Raw genomic sequence first — 16,495 nt, 5'->3', positions numbered from 1 at the left:
TCCGACTTTTCAGTTTCGGAAAGGGTAATGACGGTTGCTGGCCGGCCCATGTCGATGCCCTTGGAGAGTTGGCTTCTACAGAGCCTAGCTCAGATTCTCGGCGGTATTTGTGAAACACCACACTAGGGCTTTTATTGATGGCAATCATTATTGCCACTTCAGCCGATCAGTGGCAAAAATTTACTTCTGCGCCCTGGCTCACGATAGGGTTAGGAATCGTCGCCTCTCTATGCACCGTAGTAGGAGCGCTGGCGCTTTCAAAAGCTTTCGCTATTGGCAAGACAGCAATCGTGGCGCCCCTGGTCACTTCGTATGGTGTTTTTACAACGCTGTTGGCATGGCTGGGTGGTGACGCCCTCTCCGCTTGGGAGGTGGTCGGTATCCTTGTCTGCTTTTTCGGCGTTCTGTTGGCCTGCCGCAGCGATAATGGTGGTGGTTTCGATCGTAAGGTTACCAGTGTGATGTCTGTGTGGTTTGCTTTGTTGGCGGCCATGCTTTACGGCATCAGCTTCTGGATTCAGGGGAAGTTTACCTTGCCGGCGCTGGGGCCGGTGAACATGCTGGCGCTAGGGTATGCGGTGGGGGTCATGTTCTTGATCCGTGAAGCCGTCAGGTTCCTGCGGGACCATACGACAATAATGCTGAAGACCTATGGCTCACTGTGCGGGGCCAGTCTTTTCAACTTGGGAGGGTTTTCTGCGTTTTCTTGGGGGGCTCTAAATGGCTCGGTGTCCGTTGTCACCGTCATCAGCACGTTATCGGGTGGTATCGCCGCGATCCTGGGGTACTTCTTTTTTCGCGAGCGGCTATCAGTTATCCAGATCGGTGGTGTTAGCCTAGTGTTGTCAGGGGCTTTGCTGCTGCACCTGTATGGGTGACATTTTCTTCGGTATATAAATTGTAGATTTTTGGGGGAATGTGCCAATGGCGTATTTCTTCGCCGTGGGCCTGTAGATATGAGTCATCATATTAATGGACTGTCAAATCTATCCTCGTCCACAAATGGATTCAGCTCCACAATCAAAAAGCCTTGGCACTTCAGCTGCGCTCCTCCCGCCGCATCCTCAGATGCTCGGCGCTGAAACGCATGCTCAGTCCTCCACTATTAGCCCTGCTAAGTGAGCGGTGGTCAGGAAGCGTGACTGGGCAGCGCAGCAAACTGCTGTTTTTCGCATTGAGGGCTGCCCAGTTTTCTAACAGTTAAAGAAACTGCTCGGCATAGTGACAAGCCACCTGCCGCGTACTCACCTGCCTCAGCGCCGGCACCTCCTTGGCACACCGCTCGGTCGCATGCGGGCAGCGTTTGTGGAATGCACACCCATCCGGCGGGTTCAGCGGGTTGGGCAGCTCTCCGGCGATGCGAATCTTCGGCTTCAACGGGTCTGGATGAATCGCCGGTGTCGCCGACAGCAACGCCTGGGTATACGGGTGCAGCGGCTTCGCGTAGATGTCCTCCTTCGGCCCCATCTCCGCCGGCCGCCCCAGGTACATCACCAGTACCTGATCCGCCACATGCCGTACCACCGCCAGGTTGTGCGAGATGAACACGTAGGCGGTGTTGAACTCCTTCTGCAGATCCATGAACAAGTTCAGCACCTGCGCCTGAATCGACACGTCCAGCGCCGAGGTTGGCTCGTCCGCCACCAGCACTTTCGGCTGCAGCATCATCGCCCGTGCCAGGGCAATGCGCTGGCGCTGGCCGCCGGAAAACATGTGCGGGTAGCGCTGATAGTGCTCGGGGCGCAGGCCGACCTGCTCCATCATCTTCTGCACCTTGTCGCGGCGCTCGGCCTTGCTCAGCGAAGTGTTGATCAACAGCGGTTCGGCCAGTTGGTCGCCGATCTTCTGCCGTGGGTTGAGCGAGGCATAGGGGCTCTGGAACACCATCTGCACATCGCGGCGCAGTTGCTTGCGCTCTGCTTTGCTGGCGCCCTTCACCTCGGTGCCGGCTATTTGCAGCGAGCCGGACGAAGGCTCTTCGATCAGGGTCAGGGCGCGGGCCAGGGTCGACTTGCCACAGCCGGACTCGCCGACCACGGCCAGGGTCTTGCCGGCCTCCAGTTCGAACGACACGCCATTGAGCGCGCGCACCAGCGCGTGGCCCTTGAACAGCCCGCGGGACACTTCGTAATGCCGGGTCAGCTCCCGTGCGGTAAGTACGACGGCCATCACGCCACCTCCTGATTTAGCGGGTAGAAGCAACGCACCAGGCTGTGGGCCTGTGGGTCGAGGGGCGGGCGCTGGCGCCGGCAATTGTCCTGTACATAGGGGCAGCGTGGTGACAGCAGGCAGCCGACCGGGCGGTCGTAGCGGCCGGGGACGATGCCAGGCAGTGTGGCCAGGCGCTCGGCGCCAATGCTGTGCTCGGGGATCGCGGCGAGCAGGGCTTCGCTGTAAGGGTGGGCGGGCACATCGAACAGTTCTGGCACCTGGCCGACTTCCACGGCTTGGCCGGCGTACATCACGCACACCCGCCTGGCGGTTTCGGCAACCACGGCGAGGTCGTGGGTGATCAGGATGAGCGCCATGTTGCGCTCCTTCTGCAGGTTGACCAGCAGTTCCATGATCTGTGCCTGGATGGTCACGTCGAGGGCCGTGGTCGGTTCGTCGGCGATCAGCAGCTTGGGCTCGCCGGCAATGGCCATGGCAATCGCCACACGTTGGCTCATGCCGCCTGACAGCTGGTGCGGGTAAGCGTCCAGGCGGCTTTCTGCGGCCGGGATCTCGACCTTCTTCAAGAGCTCCAGAGCACGCTGGCGGGCAGCCTTGCCCTTAAGGCCTAAGTGCTGGCGCAGCACTTCCTCGATCTGGAAGCCCACGGTGTAGCTGGGGTTGAGCGCGGTCATCGGGTCCTGGAAGACCATGGCGATGTCCTTGCCCACCACCTTGCGCCGCTGACGGCCGCTGAGCTTGAGCATATCAGTGCCGTCGAAGGTCAGTGAGTCGGCGGTGATGCGCCCGGGAGCGTCGATCAGGCCCATCAGGGCCATCATGGTGACCGACTTGCCCGAGCCGGACTCGCCGACGATGGCCAGGATCTCGCCAGCGTCCACTTTCAGGTCCAGGCCGTCTACCACCGGTACTGCATTGGCGTCGCCGAAGCGCACGTTCAGGTTGTTGATCTGCAACAGTGACATGGCGTTCTCCTCAGGCGGCGTTCTTGAGTTTCGGGTCCAGCGCATCGCGCAGGCCGTCGCCCATCAGGTTGATTGCCAGCACACTGAGCAGAATGGTCAGGCCAGGCAGGCTCACTACCCACCAGGCGCGCTCGATGTAGTCTCGGGCCGAAGCCAGCATGGTGCCCCACTCGGGGGTTGGCGGCTGTACGCCGAGGCCCAGGAAACCCAGTGCGGCGGCGTCAAGGATGGCCGAGGAGAAGCTGAGGGTGGCCTGCACGATCAGCGGGGCCATGCAGTTGGGCAGCACGGTGACGAACATCAGCCGTGGCAGGCCGGCACCGGCCAGGCGTGCGGCGGTGACGTAGTCGCGGTTGAGTTCACCCATCACCGCGGCGCGGGTCAGGCGCACATAAGAGGGCAGCGAGACGATGGCGATGGCGATCACGGTGTTGATCAGGCCAGGGCCGAGGATGGCGACGATGGCCACGGCCAGCAACAGCGACGGTAAGGCCAGCATCACGTCCATCAGGCGCATGATCGACGGGCCGAGCAACTGCGGGAAAAAGCCGGCCAGCAGCCCAAGGAGAATGCCCGGGATCAGTGACATCACCACTGACGACAGGCCGATCAGCAGCGACAGCCGTGCACCTTGAATCAGCCGCGAAAGCAGATCACGGCCCAGTTCGTCGGTGCCCAGAATGAACTGCCAGGTGCCGCCTTCCAGCCACACCGGCGGGGTCAGCAGGAAGTCGCGGTACTGCTCGCTCGGGTCATGTGGGGCGACCCAAGGCGCGAACAGTGCGCAGAACACTACCAGGCACATGAAGGCCAGGCCCATTACCGCGCCCTTGTTGCGCGCGAAGGCTTGCCAGAATTCTTTGTACGGGGAGGGGTAAAGCAGGCTCTGGTCCACCGGGCTGGCCGGCGACACGGATTTTGGAATCGGGCTAGTCATGGCAAAGGCCTCAGCGCTGATGACGGATGCGTGGGTTGGCCAGGCCGTAGAGGATGTCCACGACGAAGTTGACCAGAATCACCAGGCAGGCGATCAACAGGATGCCGTTCTGGACCACGGGGTAGTCACGGGCACCGATGGCTTCGATCAGCCATTTGCCGATGCCCGGCCAGGAAAAGATGGTTTCGGTCAGCACCGCACCGGCCAGCAGCGTGCCGACCTGCAGGCCGAACACGGTCAGCACCGGGATCAGCGCATTGCGCAGGCCATGCACGAACACCACTCGGGCCGGCGACAGGCCTTTGGCGCGGGCGGTGCGGATGTAGTCCTCACGCAGCACTTCGAGCATCGACGAGCGGGTCATGCGGGCGATCACTGCCAACGGGATGGTACCGAGCACGATGGCCGGCAGGATCAGGTGCATCACTGCGTCCTTGAACGCGCCTTCTTCATCGCTGAGCAGGGTATCGATGAGCATGAAGCCGGTTTTCGGCTCGATGTCGTAGAGCAGGTTGATACGCCCGGATACCGGGGTCCAGCCCAGGCTTACGGAGAAGAACATGATCAGGATCAGGCCCCACCAGAAAATCGGCATTGAGTAGCCGGCCAGTGATATGCCCATGACACCGTGGTCGAACAATGAACCGCGCTTGAGTGCAGCGATTACCCCGGCCAGCAGGCCGACGATGCCGGCGAACAGCAGGGCGGCGAAGGCCAGTTCAAGGGTGGCCGGGAACAGGGTGAGGAACTCGCGCCACACGCTTTCGCGGGTGCGCAGCGATTCGCCAAGGTCACCCTGGGCAAGTTTGCCGACGTAGTCCAGGTACTGGACCGGCAGTGGCTTGTTCAGGCCCAGGCGTTCCATGGCCTGGGCATGCATTTCGGGGTCGACCCTGCGCTCGCCCATCATCACTTCCACCGGGTCGCCGGGGATCAGGCGTATGAGCGCGAAAGTCAGCAAGGTGATGCCGAAAAAGGTCGGTATCAGCAGGCCAAGGCGCCGGGCAATAAAACTCAACATTGTCGGGGTTACCTCATCAGGCCGTGGGGCGATCAGCCCGCTACGGCAGTGCCGCCGGTCCCCGTGTGGGGTGCCGGCGGTCGTTGTTGTTCTACTTCACCTTGGTCGTGGCGAAGTTATTGTTGGTCAGAGGGCTGATCACGTAGCCCTCCACGTTGTCACGCATGGCCGTGAACACCTTGGGGTGGGCCATGCTGATCCAGGGTTGGTCGTCATCGTACACTTTCAATGCCTCGCTATAGAGCCTTGCGCGCTCGTCGTTGTCGATCACCTCGCGGGCACGGGTGATCAGCTCCTGGAATTTCGAGTTGCACCAGCGCGCGTAGTTCTCACCGTTCTTGGCCGCCTCGCAACTGAGCAGCGGGCCAAGGAAATTGTCCGGGTCGCCGTTGTCGCCTGCCCAGCCGGTTGACACCAGGTCGGCTTCGCCCTGCTTGGCGCGGCGTAGCATCTCGGCCCATTCCATTACGCGGATATCCAGCTTCAGGCCGATCTGCTTGAGGTCGGCTTGCAGCATTTCGGCGGACAGGCGCGGGTTGGGGTTGGTCATGCCGCCGCCGTTGCGGGTGAACAGGGTGATTACCGTGCCCTCGGGTACACCGGCCTGCCTGAGCAGGGCGCGGGCTTTATCGAGGTCGCGCGGTGGGTTCTGGTTGTGGGTGTTGTAGCCGATCATGGTGGGTGGGTAAGGGTTTACACCCACCAGTGCGTTGCCTTTGCCAAACAGTTGGTCAACATGGGTCTGGCGGTCGAAGGCCATGTTGATGGCTTTACGTACACGCACGTCGTTGAGGTATTTGTGCTGGGTATTCATGGCGATATAACCGGTGACCAACGCTTCGGTCTCTGCGACCTTGAGGTTGGCGTCGGCTTTTATCGACGGCACGTCCTCAGGTTTGGGGTACAACGCCACCTGGCACTCGTTGGCGCGCAGTTTCTGCAGGCGCACGTTGCTATCGGTAGCGATGGCGAATATCAGGGCGTCGGCTGACGGCTTGCCGCGAAAGTAATCCGGGTTAGGTTTGAAGCGGACCTGCGCATCCTTGTTGTAGCGCTGGAAGATGAACGGGCCGGTGCCGATCGGCTTGCTGTTCAGCTCTGCGGTCTTGCCGGCCTTGAGCAACTGGTCGCCGTATTCGGCGGAGTAGATCGAGGTGAACCCCATCGCCATGTCCCGCAGGAACGGCGCTTCCGGGCGGGAGAGGGTGATCACCACCGTGTGGTCGTCGGTTTTGTCCACCGACTTGAGCAGCTGCCTGAAGGCCATGCTTTCGAAATACGGGTAGCCGACGCTGGTCTTGTCGTGCCATGGGTGGGCGGGGTCGAGCTGGCGGCGCAGGCTCCACAGCACATCGTCGGCGTTGAATTCACGGGTAGGGGTGAAGTACTCGGTACTGTGGAACTTCACCCCCTGGCGCAGGTGAAACGTGTAGGTCAGGCCGTCGGCTGAAATGTCCCAGCGCTCGGCCAGGGCCGGCTGGATATCGGTGGTGCCGGGCTTGAAGTCGACCAGGCGATTGAACAGGGTTTCGGACGAGGCATCGAAGGTGACCCCAGTGGTGTACTGAACAACGTCGAACCCTTCCGGGCTGGCTTCGGTACACACCACCAGCGGCTTGGCGGCCAGATGCGTGGCACTGCCCAGTATCAGCGCGGCCAGGGTAAGGCGCAGTGCTGGCATTTTTCTGAAAGCTGTCTGCATAGGTTGAAGTCTCCCTGCGGGCATTGATTCCAGCGTAGCTGCCACGGCCGGCAGCGAATCCGGCCGTGGCGCCAGCGCTCAAAGGATGTTGAACGGAATGGTGGTGACCACGCGGAACTCATCCAGGCTGCCATCGCCCTGTGCCTTGCTGGCGCGATGGGTGGTGTAGGTGGCACGGATGCTGGTGTCTTTCAGCGGCCCGCTCTGCAGCGCATAGCTGGTGCCGATACCCCACTCATAGTGGGTTTCGCCATCCAGGCCATTCACGTCGTAGGCAGTGCCACGGTAGTGGGTGCCGTCGATACCCCAGCCGCGGGCGTTGTACAGGTTGAACTTCAAGCCAGGCACGCCATAGGGCGCCATGTTCAGCACATAGGAAATCTGCAGCGATTTCTCGTTGGGGCCGTTGAAGTCCGACAGCAGCGAGTTGGCCAGGAAGATGCCGTTGGTTTCGTGCAGGTAGTCAAAGTACTCGTTGCCGTTGACCTGCTGCCAGGAGGCGCTGAGGGTGTGGGCCTGATGGGTCAGGCCCAGTGACAGGCTGTAGGTGTCGTTGTCGATCTTGCCCATTTTCTGGCTGCCGGCGTCGACGGTCTTGTAGTAGTTCAGGCCGGTGCTCAGGCTGAGCACTGCGCTGTCGCCGAGCACATGGTTGGCGCCGAAGTAGTACTGGTTCCAGAAGTCGTCGACCTTGGTGGCGTACAGGCTGGTACTCAGGCTCTTGAACGGCTGGTAGTTGATGCCGGCGGTGCTGGCACGGTCGGTTTCCACGCCGGTGGCACTGTACTCGCTGCGGAACTTGCTGAGGCTCTGTTCGGTACGTGGCGAGACGCGGTCGAAAGTACCCAGGTCGATGCTGAGGTTGTCGAATTCGGCGCTGTGCAGGAATGCGCCCTGGAAGCTCGAGGGCAGGGCGCGGTTGCCGATGTAGGCGATCATCGGCGTGTCCACCGACTGGCGGCCGAGGGTAAGGGTGGTGTTCGACACACGCGCCTTGATATTGCCCAGGCCCAGTTTGCTCCACTGGCCGATGGGGTCGCCATCGCTGTGGGTGAGGGTGCGGTTGTTGGGGCCGGCAATGGCTTCGCGGCTCTGCTGCAGGGCGATGGCGTTGTAGCCGGCGGCCTCGACGGCGAAGCCCACGGTGCCCTGGGTGAAGCCGGAGCTGTAGTTGAGGATGGTGCCCTGTACCCAGTTTTCACGGCTGTGGGTGTCGTGGCGGGTGCCGTCGTTCTTGTAGTACTTCCACAGCGGCGCGCGTGCGGCGCGTTCGCGGGCATACCAGTTGCGGGTGCTGCCGGACAGGCTTTGGCCGTCGATGAAGCCGCTGGCTTGCGCTTGCTCGCTGGTGCTTTTGAGGGTGAGCGGGAGGTAGTCCTGGCTCTGCGGATCTGCCTGGGCCACAGTGGAAAAGGCACTGATGGATAACGCCAGTGCGGTCAAGGTGAATACTTTCAAGGTTAAAGCTCCCTTTCTTTTCTAGTTATGGCCGGCCTTGTGGGCCGGGTGATTGCTGCTGTGTTGCCAGGGTTGCCGCGGGATCACCGGGCAGAATCGGGGTGTTGTGTTGGCCGTACTGGCCTCTTCGCGGGCAAGCCCGCTCCCACAGGTAGGGCGCAGTGTCCGAACCTGTCGAGATCCTGTGGGAGCGGGCTTGCCCGCGAAGAGGCCGGTACTGGCTAACGCTTAATCAACACTCACACCGGAAAAATCATTGCGCCCAAACGGGCTGACCTTGAACTGGGAAACCTTGACGCTAAGCGGCTGGTTCACTGTGGAATGCGCCACCGGGGTAATCGGTACCTGCTGCTTGAGCCGCTGCTGGGCCTGCTGGTAGAGGGCGGTGCGCTGGGTACGGTCGGTCACCTGCTTGCCCTGCTTGACCAGGCTGTCGTACTGCGGGTCGCACCACTGCGAGTAGTTGTTGCTGCCGATGGCATCGCAGCTGTATAGGGTGCCCAGCCAGTTGTCCGGGTCGCCGTTGTCACCGGTCCAGCCGATCAGGGCGACGTCGTGCTCACCGTTTTTCATGCGTTTGAGGTATTCGCCCCATTCGTAGCTGACGATGCGCACCTTGAACCCGAGTTTGCTCCAGTCGGCTTGGAGCATTTCGGCCATCAGCTTGGCATTGGGGTTGTACGGGCGCTGCACCGGCATGGCCCACAGGGTGATCTCGGTGCCAGGTTTGACACCCGCCTGTTGCAGCAGCTGTCTGGCCTTTTCCGGCGCGTACGGGGCGTCCTTGATGTTGTCGTCATAGGACCACTGGGTCGGCGGCATGGCGTTGACCGCCAGTTGGCCGGCGTCCTGATAAACCGCCTGGATGATGGCTTTCTTGTTAACCGCCATGTCCATTGCCTGGCGCACTTCCAGGCGGTCGAATGGTGGGTGCTGGGTGTTGTAGGCGATGTAGCCGAGGTTGAAGCCTGGTTGCTGGAGCACCTGCAGCGTGTTGTCGGCCTTGAGCGCCGGCAGGTCGGCCGGGCGCGGGTGCAGGGTGACCTGGCATTCGTTGCGGCGTAGCTTCTGGATGCGCACCGAGGGGTCGGTATTGATCGAGAACACCAGGTTGTCGATCTTCACTTCGTTCGCTGCCCAATAGTCCTTGTTGCCCTTGTAGCGGATCTGCGAATCCTTCTGGTAGCGCTGGAACACGAACGGCCCGGTACCGATAGGCTGCTGATTGATGTCGCTGGGGCGTCCACTGGCCAGTAACTGCTCGGCGTATTCAGCGGAGAGAATGGAGGCGAAGCTCATGGCCAGGTTCTGGATGAACGCGGCATCGACCGTGTTCAGGGTGAACACCACGGTCATCGGGTCGATCTTCTCGACACGGGCGATGTTCTTGTCCAGGCCCATGCCGATGAAATAGGGGAACTCGGTAGGGTAGGCCTGACGGAACCGATGACCCTTGTCGAGCATGCGGTTGAAGGTGAACAGCACATCGTCGGCGTTGAACGCGCGGCTCGGGCTGAAGGCCTTGTTGCTGTGGAACTTGACCCCTTCACGCAGGTGGAAGGTGTAGCGCAGGCCGTCGTCAGACACCTCCCAGCGGGTCGCCAGGGCCGGGTGCACGGCGGTACCGCCACGTTCGAACTCGACCAGGCGGTTGTAGATGGGTTCGGCGGCGTCGTTGTCGGTGGCGCTGGTGTACTGAGCGGTGTCGAAGCCAGCTGGGCTGCCCTCGGAGCAGAACACCAGATTGTTAGCCAAAACGGCCGGGGATTGGCTGATCAGGCCCAGGGCCAGCAGGGTCGAAAAGCGTTTGGCGAAGCGCATGGCAGTTCCTTTTTCATCTGTTTGCGCCGCCTCGGGGTGCGAATGGCGGCAACAGTTAGCCGACCCCGCAGCGGATAGCTGCAGGACGACATGAAAGGGTGGCAAGGAGGGGGGCACCCGCCGCTCAGCGGGTGCCACGGTCAGCCTATTTGTCCACGCTTACGCCGTAGAAGGAATTCAGCGCAAACGGGCTGATCTTGAAGTCCTTCACCTTGGCGCTCATGGGTTGGTAGACAGTGGAGTGGGCGATCGGGGTGATCGGTACCTGCTCCTTGAGGATGTGCTGCGCCTTCTGGTACAGCTCGGTGCGCTTGGCCTGGTCGGACGTGGCCTTGGCCTGCTTGATCAGGTCGTCGTAGGGCTTGTAGCACCACTTGGAGAAGTTGTTGCCATCGACGGCATCGCAACCGTAGAGGGTACCCAGCCAGTTGTCCGGGTCACCATTGTCACCGCTCCAGCCAATCAGCATGGCACCCTGTTCGCCACCTTTGGAGCGCTTGATGTACTCGCCCCATTCATAACTGACGATCTTCGCCTTGATACCGATCTTGGCCCAGTCGGACTGGAGCATTTCGGCCATCAGTTTGGCATTGGGGTTGTACGGGCGTTGCACGGGCATGGCCCACAGGGTGATTTCGGTGCCTTCCTTGATGCCGGCTTCCTTGAGCAGTTGCTTGGCTTTCTCGGGGTCGAAGGCGGCGTCCTTGATGCTGTCGTCATAGGACCACTGCGTGGGCGGCATGGCGTTGACCGCCAACTGGCCGGCGCCTTGGTACACCGACTCGATGATCTTTTTCTTGTCCACGGCCATGTCCAGCGCCTGTCGGACTTTCAGCTGGGCCATGGGGTTGGCCTCGTTGCTGCCCTTGATCTTGTCCATCACGTTGTAGGCGATGTAGCCGAGGTTGAAACCGGCCTGCTGCGGCATTTGCAGGTTCTTGTCGGCTTTTAGCGGCTCGATGTCGGCCGGGCGTGGGAACAGGGTGACCTGGCACTCGTTCTTTTTAAGCTTCTGCATGCGCACCGAGGCGTCGGTGGTGATGGCAAAGATCAGGTTGTCGATCTTCACGTCCTCGGGCTTCCAGTAGTCCTTGTTGCCCTTGAAGCGGATCTGCGCGTCCTTCTGGTACTTGCTGAACACGAACGGGCCGGTGCCGATCGGCTTCTGGTTGATGTCGGCGGCCTTGCCGTTCTTGAGCAGCTGGTCGGCGTATTCGGCGGACTGGATCGAGGCAAAGCTCATGGCCAGGTTCTGGATGAACGCGGCGTCAACCTCGTTGAGGGTGAACCTCACCGTGTGCTCGTCAAGTTTCTCCACCTTGGCAATGTTCTTGTCCATGCCCATGTCGGTGAAGTATGGAAACTCGGTGGGGTACGCCTTGCGAAACGGGTTGTCCTTGTCGAGCATACGGTTGAAGGTGAACAGCACGTCGTCGGCGTTGAACGGGCGGCTGGGCTTGAAGTAGTCGGTGGTGTGGAACTTCACCCCTTCGCGCAGGTGGAAGGTATAGGTCTTGCCGTCGTCGGACACCTCCCATTTGGTTGCCAGGCCCGGGATGACCGCAGTGCCGCCGCGCTCGAACTGGGTCAGGCGGTTGAACACGGTCTCTGCCGAGGCGTCGAAGTCGGTCCCGGTGGTGTACTGCCCCGGATCGAAGCCGGCCGGGCTGCCTTCGGAGCAGAACACCAGGTTGGATGCGGCAACGGCCGACGGTGCGCCGCTGAGCAAGCCTGCACCCAGCAGGAACGGAATGACTGCGTGTTTGAGCATGGTGGCCTCATTGTTGTCATTTTTTGGATGAGGTGGCCTCGTGAGCCGACCTGCGGATACTTATGCAGGGGCTGTTCCCAATGCAACAGGTAGGAGGATAGTTGGCGCCAGAAAAGTGGAACGTCCGTACATGGATGTCGCATCGATATAACTTTTGGCGAAGTTAAACGTTTGCGTAGGCGCGATGATGGCATTTTGCGCGATATTTCGGATGGGCAGGAATGTAGGAAGGCACCTATGTGGTGCGTAGGAAACTTCCGAAAATCGTGAAATTGATGCGGTCACCTGTAGGAGCGGGTTTACCCGCGAACACGGGCGAAGCCCGTGCCATCCACCGCAGTGTCTTGTTCGCGAGCCCACCCGCTCCCACAGATGATGCATGGACGCCTTATGGCATCTGCACTTCGATCAGGCCATCGGCGTTCATGCTCACTTCACTGGTGCCCGCCTCGATATCCGGCGCGGGTGCTGCTTCATCAGCCCCCATGGCCTTCATCGCCATCGGCGCGCTACGCAAGTACGGGCGCGGGTAGCCGCTGCTGTTGAGGTTCAGGCTGACCACTTTGTAGCCTTTGCCGCCCAGCGCTTCGGTGGCCAGTTGCGCGCGCGCCTTGAAGGCATCGACCGCATCCTTGAGCAGTGCATCCTCGCTGGCCTTGCGCGTGGCCGGGGCGATGGAGAAGTCCATGCCGCCCATTTTCAGCTCTTGCAACAGATCGGCGGTAAGCTGGGACAAGGCCGGGAAGTTGGCGCTTTCCAGGCGCAGCTCGGCGCGTTCGCGCCAGCCGGTGATCTTCTGGCCCTTGCTGTCATACACCGGGTAGCTATTGCGGCTGCCCTGGCTGATCTTCACGTCCTTGACCTGGCGCGACTGCTGCACGGCCTTGTTCATGGTTTCGGTGATCTGCTTGGCGAGCTTGCCCGGGTCGCTGTTCTGCGCTTCGCTGTACAGGGTCACGACCATCAGGTCGCGCGCCACTTCCTTGCTGACTTCGGCCCGCAGCGATACCTGGTTGAAACGTGGTTCATCGGCGGCCAGTGCCGGCAGGCTGGCGAGCAGGCCACAAGACATGATCAGGGCGGCGCCGCGACGTGGGATTTGCATGTGATACTCCTTGGCATTGAAAGGCGTGGGGGCTGGACATCCATTCCACGCATGGCCCATCGGACCGGCAACAGTGTAGTGGGTTCAAAAGTGCCATCATGAACCTGTGACAAAGTGTGGCGCTTTGCCGCATCGCTGCAGTGAGGCGCCCGGCTTCGGTATACTCCAGCCGATTTTTCTGGAGCACTCATCAGGAGAGCTCATGCTCGCCGACGTACAACCGTTGTCCGCTACCCGCCAGAACCTCTGGCGCCTGACCCTTATTCGGGTCCTGGTCCTGGCTGCCCAGGCCGGCTCGGTGGGCGTTGCCTACTGGACCGAACTGCTGCCGTTGCCCTGGCTGTCGCTGGCCGGCACCTTGGCCTTGTCTTCGCTGCTGTGTGCCTTCACGGCCCTGCGCCTGCGCCTGTCGCTGCCAGTCACCGAACTGGAATACGCCCTGCAGCTGGCCTGTGACCTGCTGATCCATAGCGCCTTGCTGTATTACTCCGGCGGCTCGACCAACCCGTTCGTGTCGTATTACCTGGTGCCGCTGGCGATCGCTGCGGTGACCTTGCCGTGGCTGTATTCGCTGATCCTGTCGGGCATTGCGCTGACGGCCTACAGCTTGCTGCTGGTGCAGTTCTACCCGCTCGAAGGGCTGCCAATGGCGCGGGACAAGATGCAGGTCTACGGCATGTGGCTGAGCATTGCCTTGGCTGCCGCAGTGATCACCTTCTTTGCCGCGCGCATGGCCGAAGAGCTGCGCCGCCAGGAGCAGCTGCGTTCAGAGCGGCGTGAAGAGAGCCTGCGCGACGAGCAACTGCTGGCAGTGGCTACCCAGGCTGCCGGTGCCGCCCATGAGCTGGGTACGCCGCTGGCGACCATGAGCGTGCTGATCAACGAAATGCGCCAGGACCACACCGACCCGCTGTTGCAGGAGGACCTGCAGATCCTCCAGGACCAGGTAAAGCTGTGCAAAGAGACCTTGCAACAGTTGGTGCGCGCAGCCGAAGCCAACCGGCGCCTGGCCATCGTGGAGCAGGATGTGACTGCCTGGCTGGACGAGGCGCTCAACCGCTGGCACCTGATGCGCCCGGAAGCCAGCTACCGCTTCCAGCGCCTGCGCGACGGCAAAGTGCCGCGCCTGGCACCGCCGCCAGACCTGACCCAGGCGCTACTGAACCTGTTGAACAATGCCGCCGATGCCTGCCCTGATGATCTGGAGGTGCGCCTGGACTGGGACGCCCAGGACATCGTCATCAGTATCCACGACCATGGCCCTGGTGTACCGCCGGCCATTGCCGAAGCCATTGGCAAACCTTTTATTACCACCAAGGGCAAAGGCTTCGGCCTGGGCCTGTTCTTGAGCAAGGCCAGCGTGACCCGTGCGGGCGGCTCGGTGAAACTCTATAGTCATGAACAGGGTGGCACCCTGACCGAACTGCGCCTGCCCTATGGCAAGCGAGGAGATGAATGATGAGCGAAGAAAACCAGGTCGAAAGCGAAGAGCTGCCGCACCTGCTGCTGGTGGATGACGATGCCACCTTCACCCGGGTCATGGCCCGGGCCATGAGCCGTCGCGGTTTCCGTGTGAGCACTGCCAGTTCTGCCGAAGAAGGCTTGATTCTGGCCCAGCAGGACCTGCCTGACTACGCCACGCTGGACCTTAAAATGGATGGCGATTCCGGCCTGGTGTTGCTGCCCAAGTTGCTGGAACTGGACCCGGAAATGCGCGTGGTGATCCTGACCGGTTACTCGAGCATTGCCACCGCAGTGGAGGCGGTCAAGCGCGGTGCCTGCAACTACCTGTGCAAGCCGGCTGACGCCGATGACGTGTTGGCAGCACTGCTGTCGGAGCACACCGACCTGGATACCCTGGTGCCGGAAAACCCGATGTCGGTCGATCGCCTGCAGTGGGAACACATCCAGCGCGTGCTGAACGAGCATGAAGGCAACATCTCGGCGACCGCACGGGCGCTGGGCATGCACCGGCGGACGCTGCAGCGCAAGTTGCAGAAGCGGCCGGTTCGGCGCTGATGCTCTATTGATGATGTTGGCCTGTTCGCGGGGGCATCCGCTCCTGCAACTGTGAGAGCGGGCTTGCCCGCGAAGGGCTGCAAGGCAGCCCCAATCAGGGCGAGCACGATGAAGGTACTGTTGGTCCTCCTTGCGATGATTGCAGGTAGCGTCAAGGCTGAGGACTGGCCTGACCCGCAGTGGCAGAACGACCCTGCCTCCCTTGACTGGCGGGCCGTCGACGCTTACGCCTTTCCCGCACGCTCTCCCTCAGAGCGCAACGGCATCCGCACCGACGCTCTGCTGGTCATCCGCGACGGTCGTATCCTCCACGAGCGCTACACAGCGCCCACCCGTGCCGACACCGCGCACCTGACCTGGTCGGTAAGCAAGAGCGTACTGGCCACGATAATGGGCGTGGCCCAGGGCGAAGGCCGCTTCCAGCTGCAAGACCCGGTCAGCCGCTTCTATCCACCTATGCGCGCCCACCCCGGCGTGCGCGTGGCCGACCTGCTGCACTGGGCCAGTGGCCTCGACTGGCAGGAAGACTATGAATATGCACCGCTGAAATCCTCTGTGGTGGCCATGCTGTATACCCGTGGCCGCGCAGACATGGCTGCCTATACGGCAGCGCGGGGTATCGCTGCCAGCCCCGGTCAGCGATTCCTCTACTCCAGCGGCGACAGTAACCTGCTCGCCGCAGCGCTGCGCGGCATGCTCGATGCCGGGCAGTACCCCGACTACCCCTGGCACGCTCTGTTCACCCCGTTGGGTATCGGCAGTGCGGTGTGGGAGCGTGACCGGGCAGGCACCTACGTAGGCTCTTCCTATCTGTACCTCAGTGCCCGCGATTTGGCCCGTATCGGCCTGCTGATGCAGCGCGACGGGCGCTGGCAGGGCCGACAATTGCTGCCTAAAGCCTGGGTAGCCTTCAACCGCACCCCGTTTGCCCAGGCCCAGCCGCTGCCTGGCGAGGCCAACCCTGGTGGCCACTGGTGGCTCAACCAACCGCTGGCTGGCGCCGAACGGCCTTGGCCCAGTGCACCGGCAGACACCTTCGCCGCCCTTGGCCACTGGGGGCAGGCGTTATATGTGCTGCCTGAGCAAAAGCTGGTGATCGTGCGCTATGCCGATGACCGCGACAGCAGCTATCGACACGACGAACTGCTCAAACGGGTGCTGGCGGCACTGGCCGGGGAGGGGGCATGAAGCGGTTATGGCTGCTGGTACTGGCAGGGCTCCTGTACTGGGCCTGGCAGGAACGCCAGGCGCTGGCGGACTTCCCCGGCATCCTCCCGGCCTACTCGGCCAAGGAATACTGTTCCTGCCGCTTTGTCATGGGCTTCGACGAGGCGTACTGCCTGGGGTATGTGAAACAATGGCTGCCACTGAGCCTGCTGGAGGAAAACAGCCAGCAGCGGCAAGTCACCGCTGAAGGCCTGGGGCGGCGTAGCCAGGCGGCCTGGCAAGGCGCCCGTGAGGGCTGCCGCTTGCTGCCATGAATGCAGGCGGGTAAGGTTGGCGGCCTGGTTTCACGAGATCTGT

General features: G+C 61.7%; 14 protein-coding genes and 1 pseudogene. 6 read left to right on the top strand and 9 right to left on the bottom strand.

Annotated features, from left to right (window positions below):
- Positions 1–131: 131 nt before the first annotated feature.
- Positions 132–401: pseudogene (locus INQ47_RS22040) on the top strand (EamA family transporter); the annotation flags it as partial.
- A 60-nt stretch (positions 402–461) separates the two neighbouring features.
- Complete coding sequence (locus INQ47_RS22035) at positions 462–878, top strand: EamA family transporter (protein ID WP_404702585.1); 417 nt, start codon at positions 462–464, stop codon at positions 876–878.
- 322 nt (positions 879–1,200) lie between these two features.
- Here INQ47_RS22035 and INQ47_RS22030 read toward each other — a convergent pair whose 3' ends face one another.
- The 9 genes from INQ47_RS22030 to INQ47_RS21990 all read right to left on the bottom strand — a co-directional run bounded on the left by INQ47_RS22030 (position 1,201) and on the right by INQ47_RS21990 (position 12,952).
- Positions 1,201–2,169: a peptide ABC transporter ATP-binding protein gene (locus INQ47_RS22030; protein ID WP_028697406.1), complete on the bottom strand. Its 969-nt coding sequence runs from the start codon at positions 2,167–2,169 to the stop codon at positions 1,201–1,203.
- Positions 2,169–3,137: an ABC transporter ATP-binding protein gene (locus INQ47_RS22025; RefSeq protein WP_010952089.1), complete on the bottom strand. Its 969-nt coding sequence runs from the start codon at positions 3,135–3,137 to the stop codon at positions 2,169–2,171. Before INQ47_RS22025 ends, INQ47_RS22030 begins: the two co-directional genes overlap by 1 nt.
- Positions 3,138–3,147: 10 nt before the next feature.
- Positions 3,148–4,074, bottom strand: a complete 927-nt coding sequence (locus INQ47_RS22020; protein ID WP_009685150.1) for an ABC transporter permease subunit — start codon at positions 4,072–4,074, stop codon at positions 3,148–3,150.
- Between the two features lie 10 nt (positions 4,075–4,084).
- Complete coding sequence (locus INQ47_RS22015) at positions 4,085–5,095, bottom strand: ABC transporter permease subunit (protein ID WP_021781800.1); 1,011 nt, start codon at positions 5,093–5,095, stop codon at positions 4,085–4,087.
- Between the two features lie 91 nt (positions 5,096–5,186).
- Positions 5,187–6,797 carry an ABC transporter substrate-binding protein gene (locus tag INQ47_RS22010; RefSeq protein ID WP_404702584.1) on the bottom strand — a complete coding sequence of 537 codons (1,611 nt, stop codon included), beginning with the start codon at positions 6,795–6,797 and terminating at the stop codon, positions 5,187–5,189.
- 78 nt (positions 6,798–6,875) lie between these two features.
- Entirely contained in the window at positions 6,876–8,255 is a 1,380-nt protein-coding gene (locus tag INQ47_RS22005) for an OprD family porin (protein ID WP_021781802.1), read from the bottom strand.
- 228 nt (positions 8,256–8,483) lie between these two features.
- Positions 8,484–10,076 (bottom strand): ABC transporter substrate-binding protein, encoded by a 1,593-nt coding sequence (locus INQ47_RS22000; RefSeq protein WP_404702583.1) that lies wholly within the window; start codon positions 10,074–10,076, stop codon positions 8,484–8,486.
- Positions 10,077–10,221: 145 nt separating this feature from the next.
- Positions 10,222–11,847: an ABC transporter substrate-binding protein gene (locus tag INQ47_RS21995; protein WP_021781804.1), complete on the bottom strand. Its 1,626-nt coding sequence runs from the start codon at positions 11,845–11,847 to the stop codon at positions 10,222–10,224.
- A gap of 388 nt (positions 11,848–12,235) precedes the next feature.
- The gene (locus tag INQ47_RS21990) at positions 12,236–12,952 is read right to left on the bottom strand and encodes an SIMPL domain-containing protein (protein WP_021781805.1); all 717 of its coding nucleotides are present in this window, start codon (positions 12,950–12,952) and stop codon (positions 12,236–12,238) included.
- A gap of 202 nt (positions 12,953–13,154) precedes the next feature.
- Between INQ47_RS21990 and INQ47_RS21985 the strand changes: the two genes are divergently transcribed.
- The 4 genes from INQ47_RS21985 to INQ47_RS21970 all read left to right on the top strand — a co-directional run bounded on the left by INQ47_RS21985 (position 13,155) and on the right by INQ47_RS21970 (position 16,452).
- Positions 13,155–14,411, top strand: a complete 1,257-nt coding sequence (locus tag INQ47_RS21985; protein ID WP_252460151.1) for an ATP-binding protein — start codon at positions 13,155–13,157, stop codon at positions 14,409–14,411.
- Positions 14,411–14,971: a response regulator transcription factor gene (locus tag INQ47_RS21980; protein WP_003255244.1), complete on the top strand. Its 561-nt coding sequence runs from the start codon at positions 14,411–14,413 to the stop codon at positions 14,969–14,971. The genes INQ47_RS21985 and INQ47_RS21980 overlap by 1 nt, the downstream gene beginning before the upstream one ends.
- Before the next feature lie 108 nt (positions 14,972–15,079).
- Positions 15,080–16,159, top strand: coding sequence for a serine hydrolase (locus INQ47_RS21975; protein ID WP_176683789.1), 1,080 nt, complete (start codon positions 15,080–15,082; stop codon positions 16,157–16,159).
- Entirely contained in the window at positions 16,156–16,452 is a 297-nt protein-coding gene (locus INQ47_RS21970; RefSeq protein ID WP_176683788.1) for an amidase, read from the top strand. The genes INQ47_RS21975 and INQ47_RS21970 overlap by 4 nt, the downstream gene beginning before the upstream one ends.
- Positions 16,453–16,495: the final 43 nt, after the last annotated feature.

The organism is Pseudomonas sp. 3HC3, from assembly GCF_044904505.1.
Lineage (GTDB): Bacteria > Pseudomonadota > Gammaproteobacteria > Pseudomonadales > Pseudomonadaceae > Aquipseudomonas > Aquipseudomonas putida_Y.
Note: the sequence above shows the minus strand (reverse complement) of the source record. Positions and strands in the feature narration are given on the sequence as shown.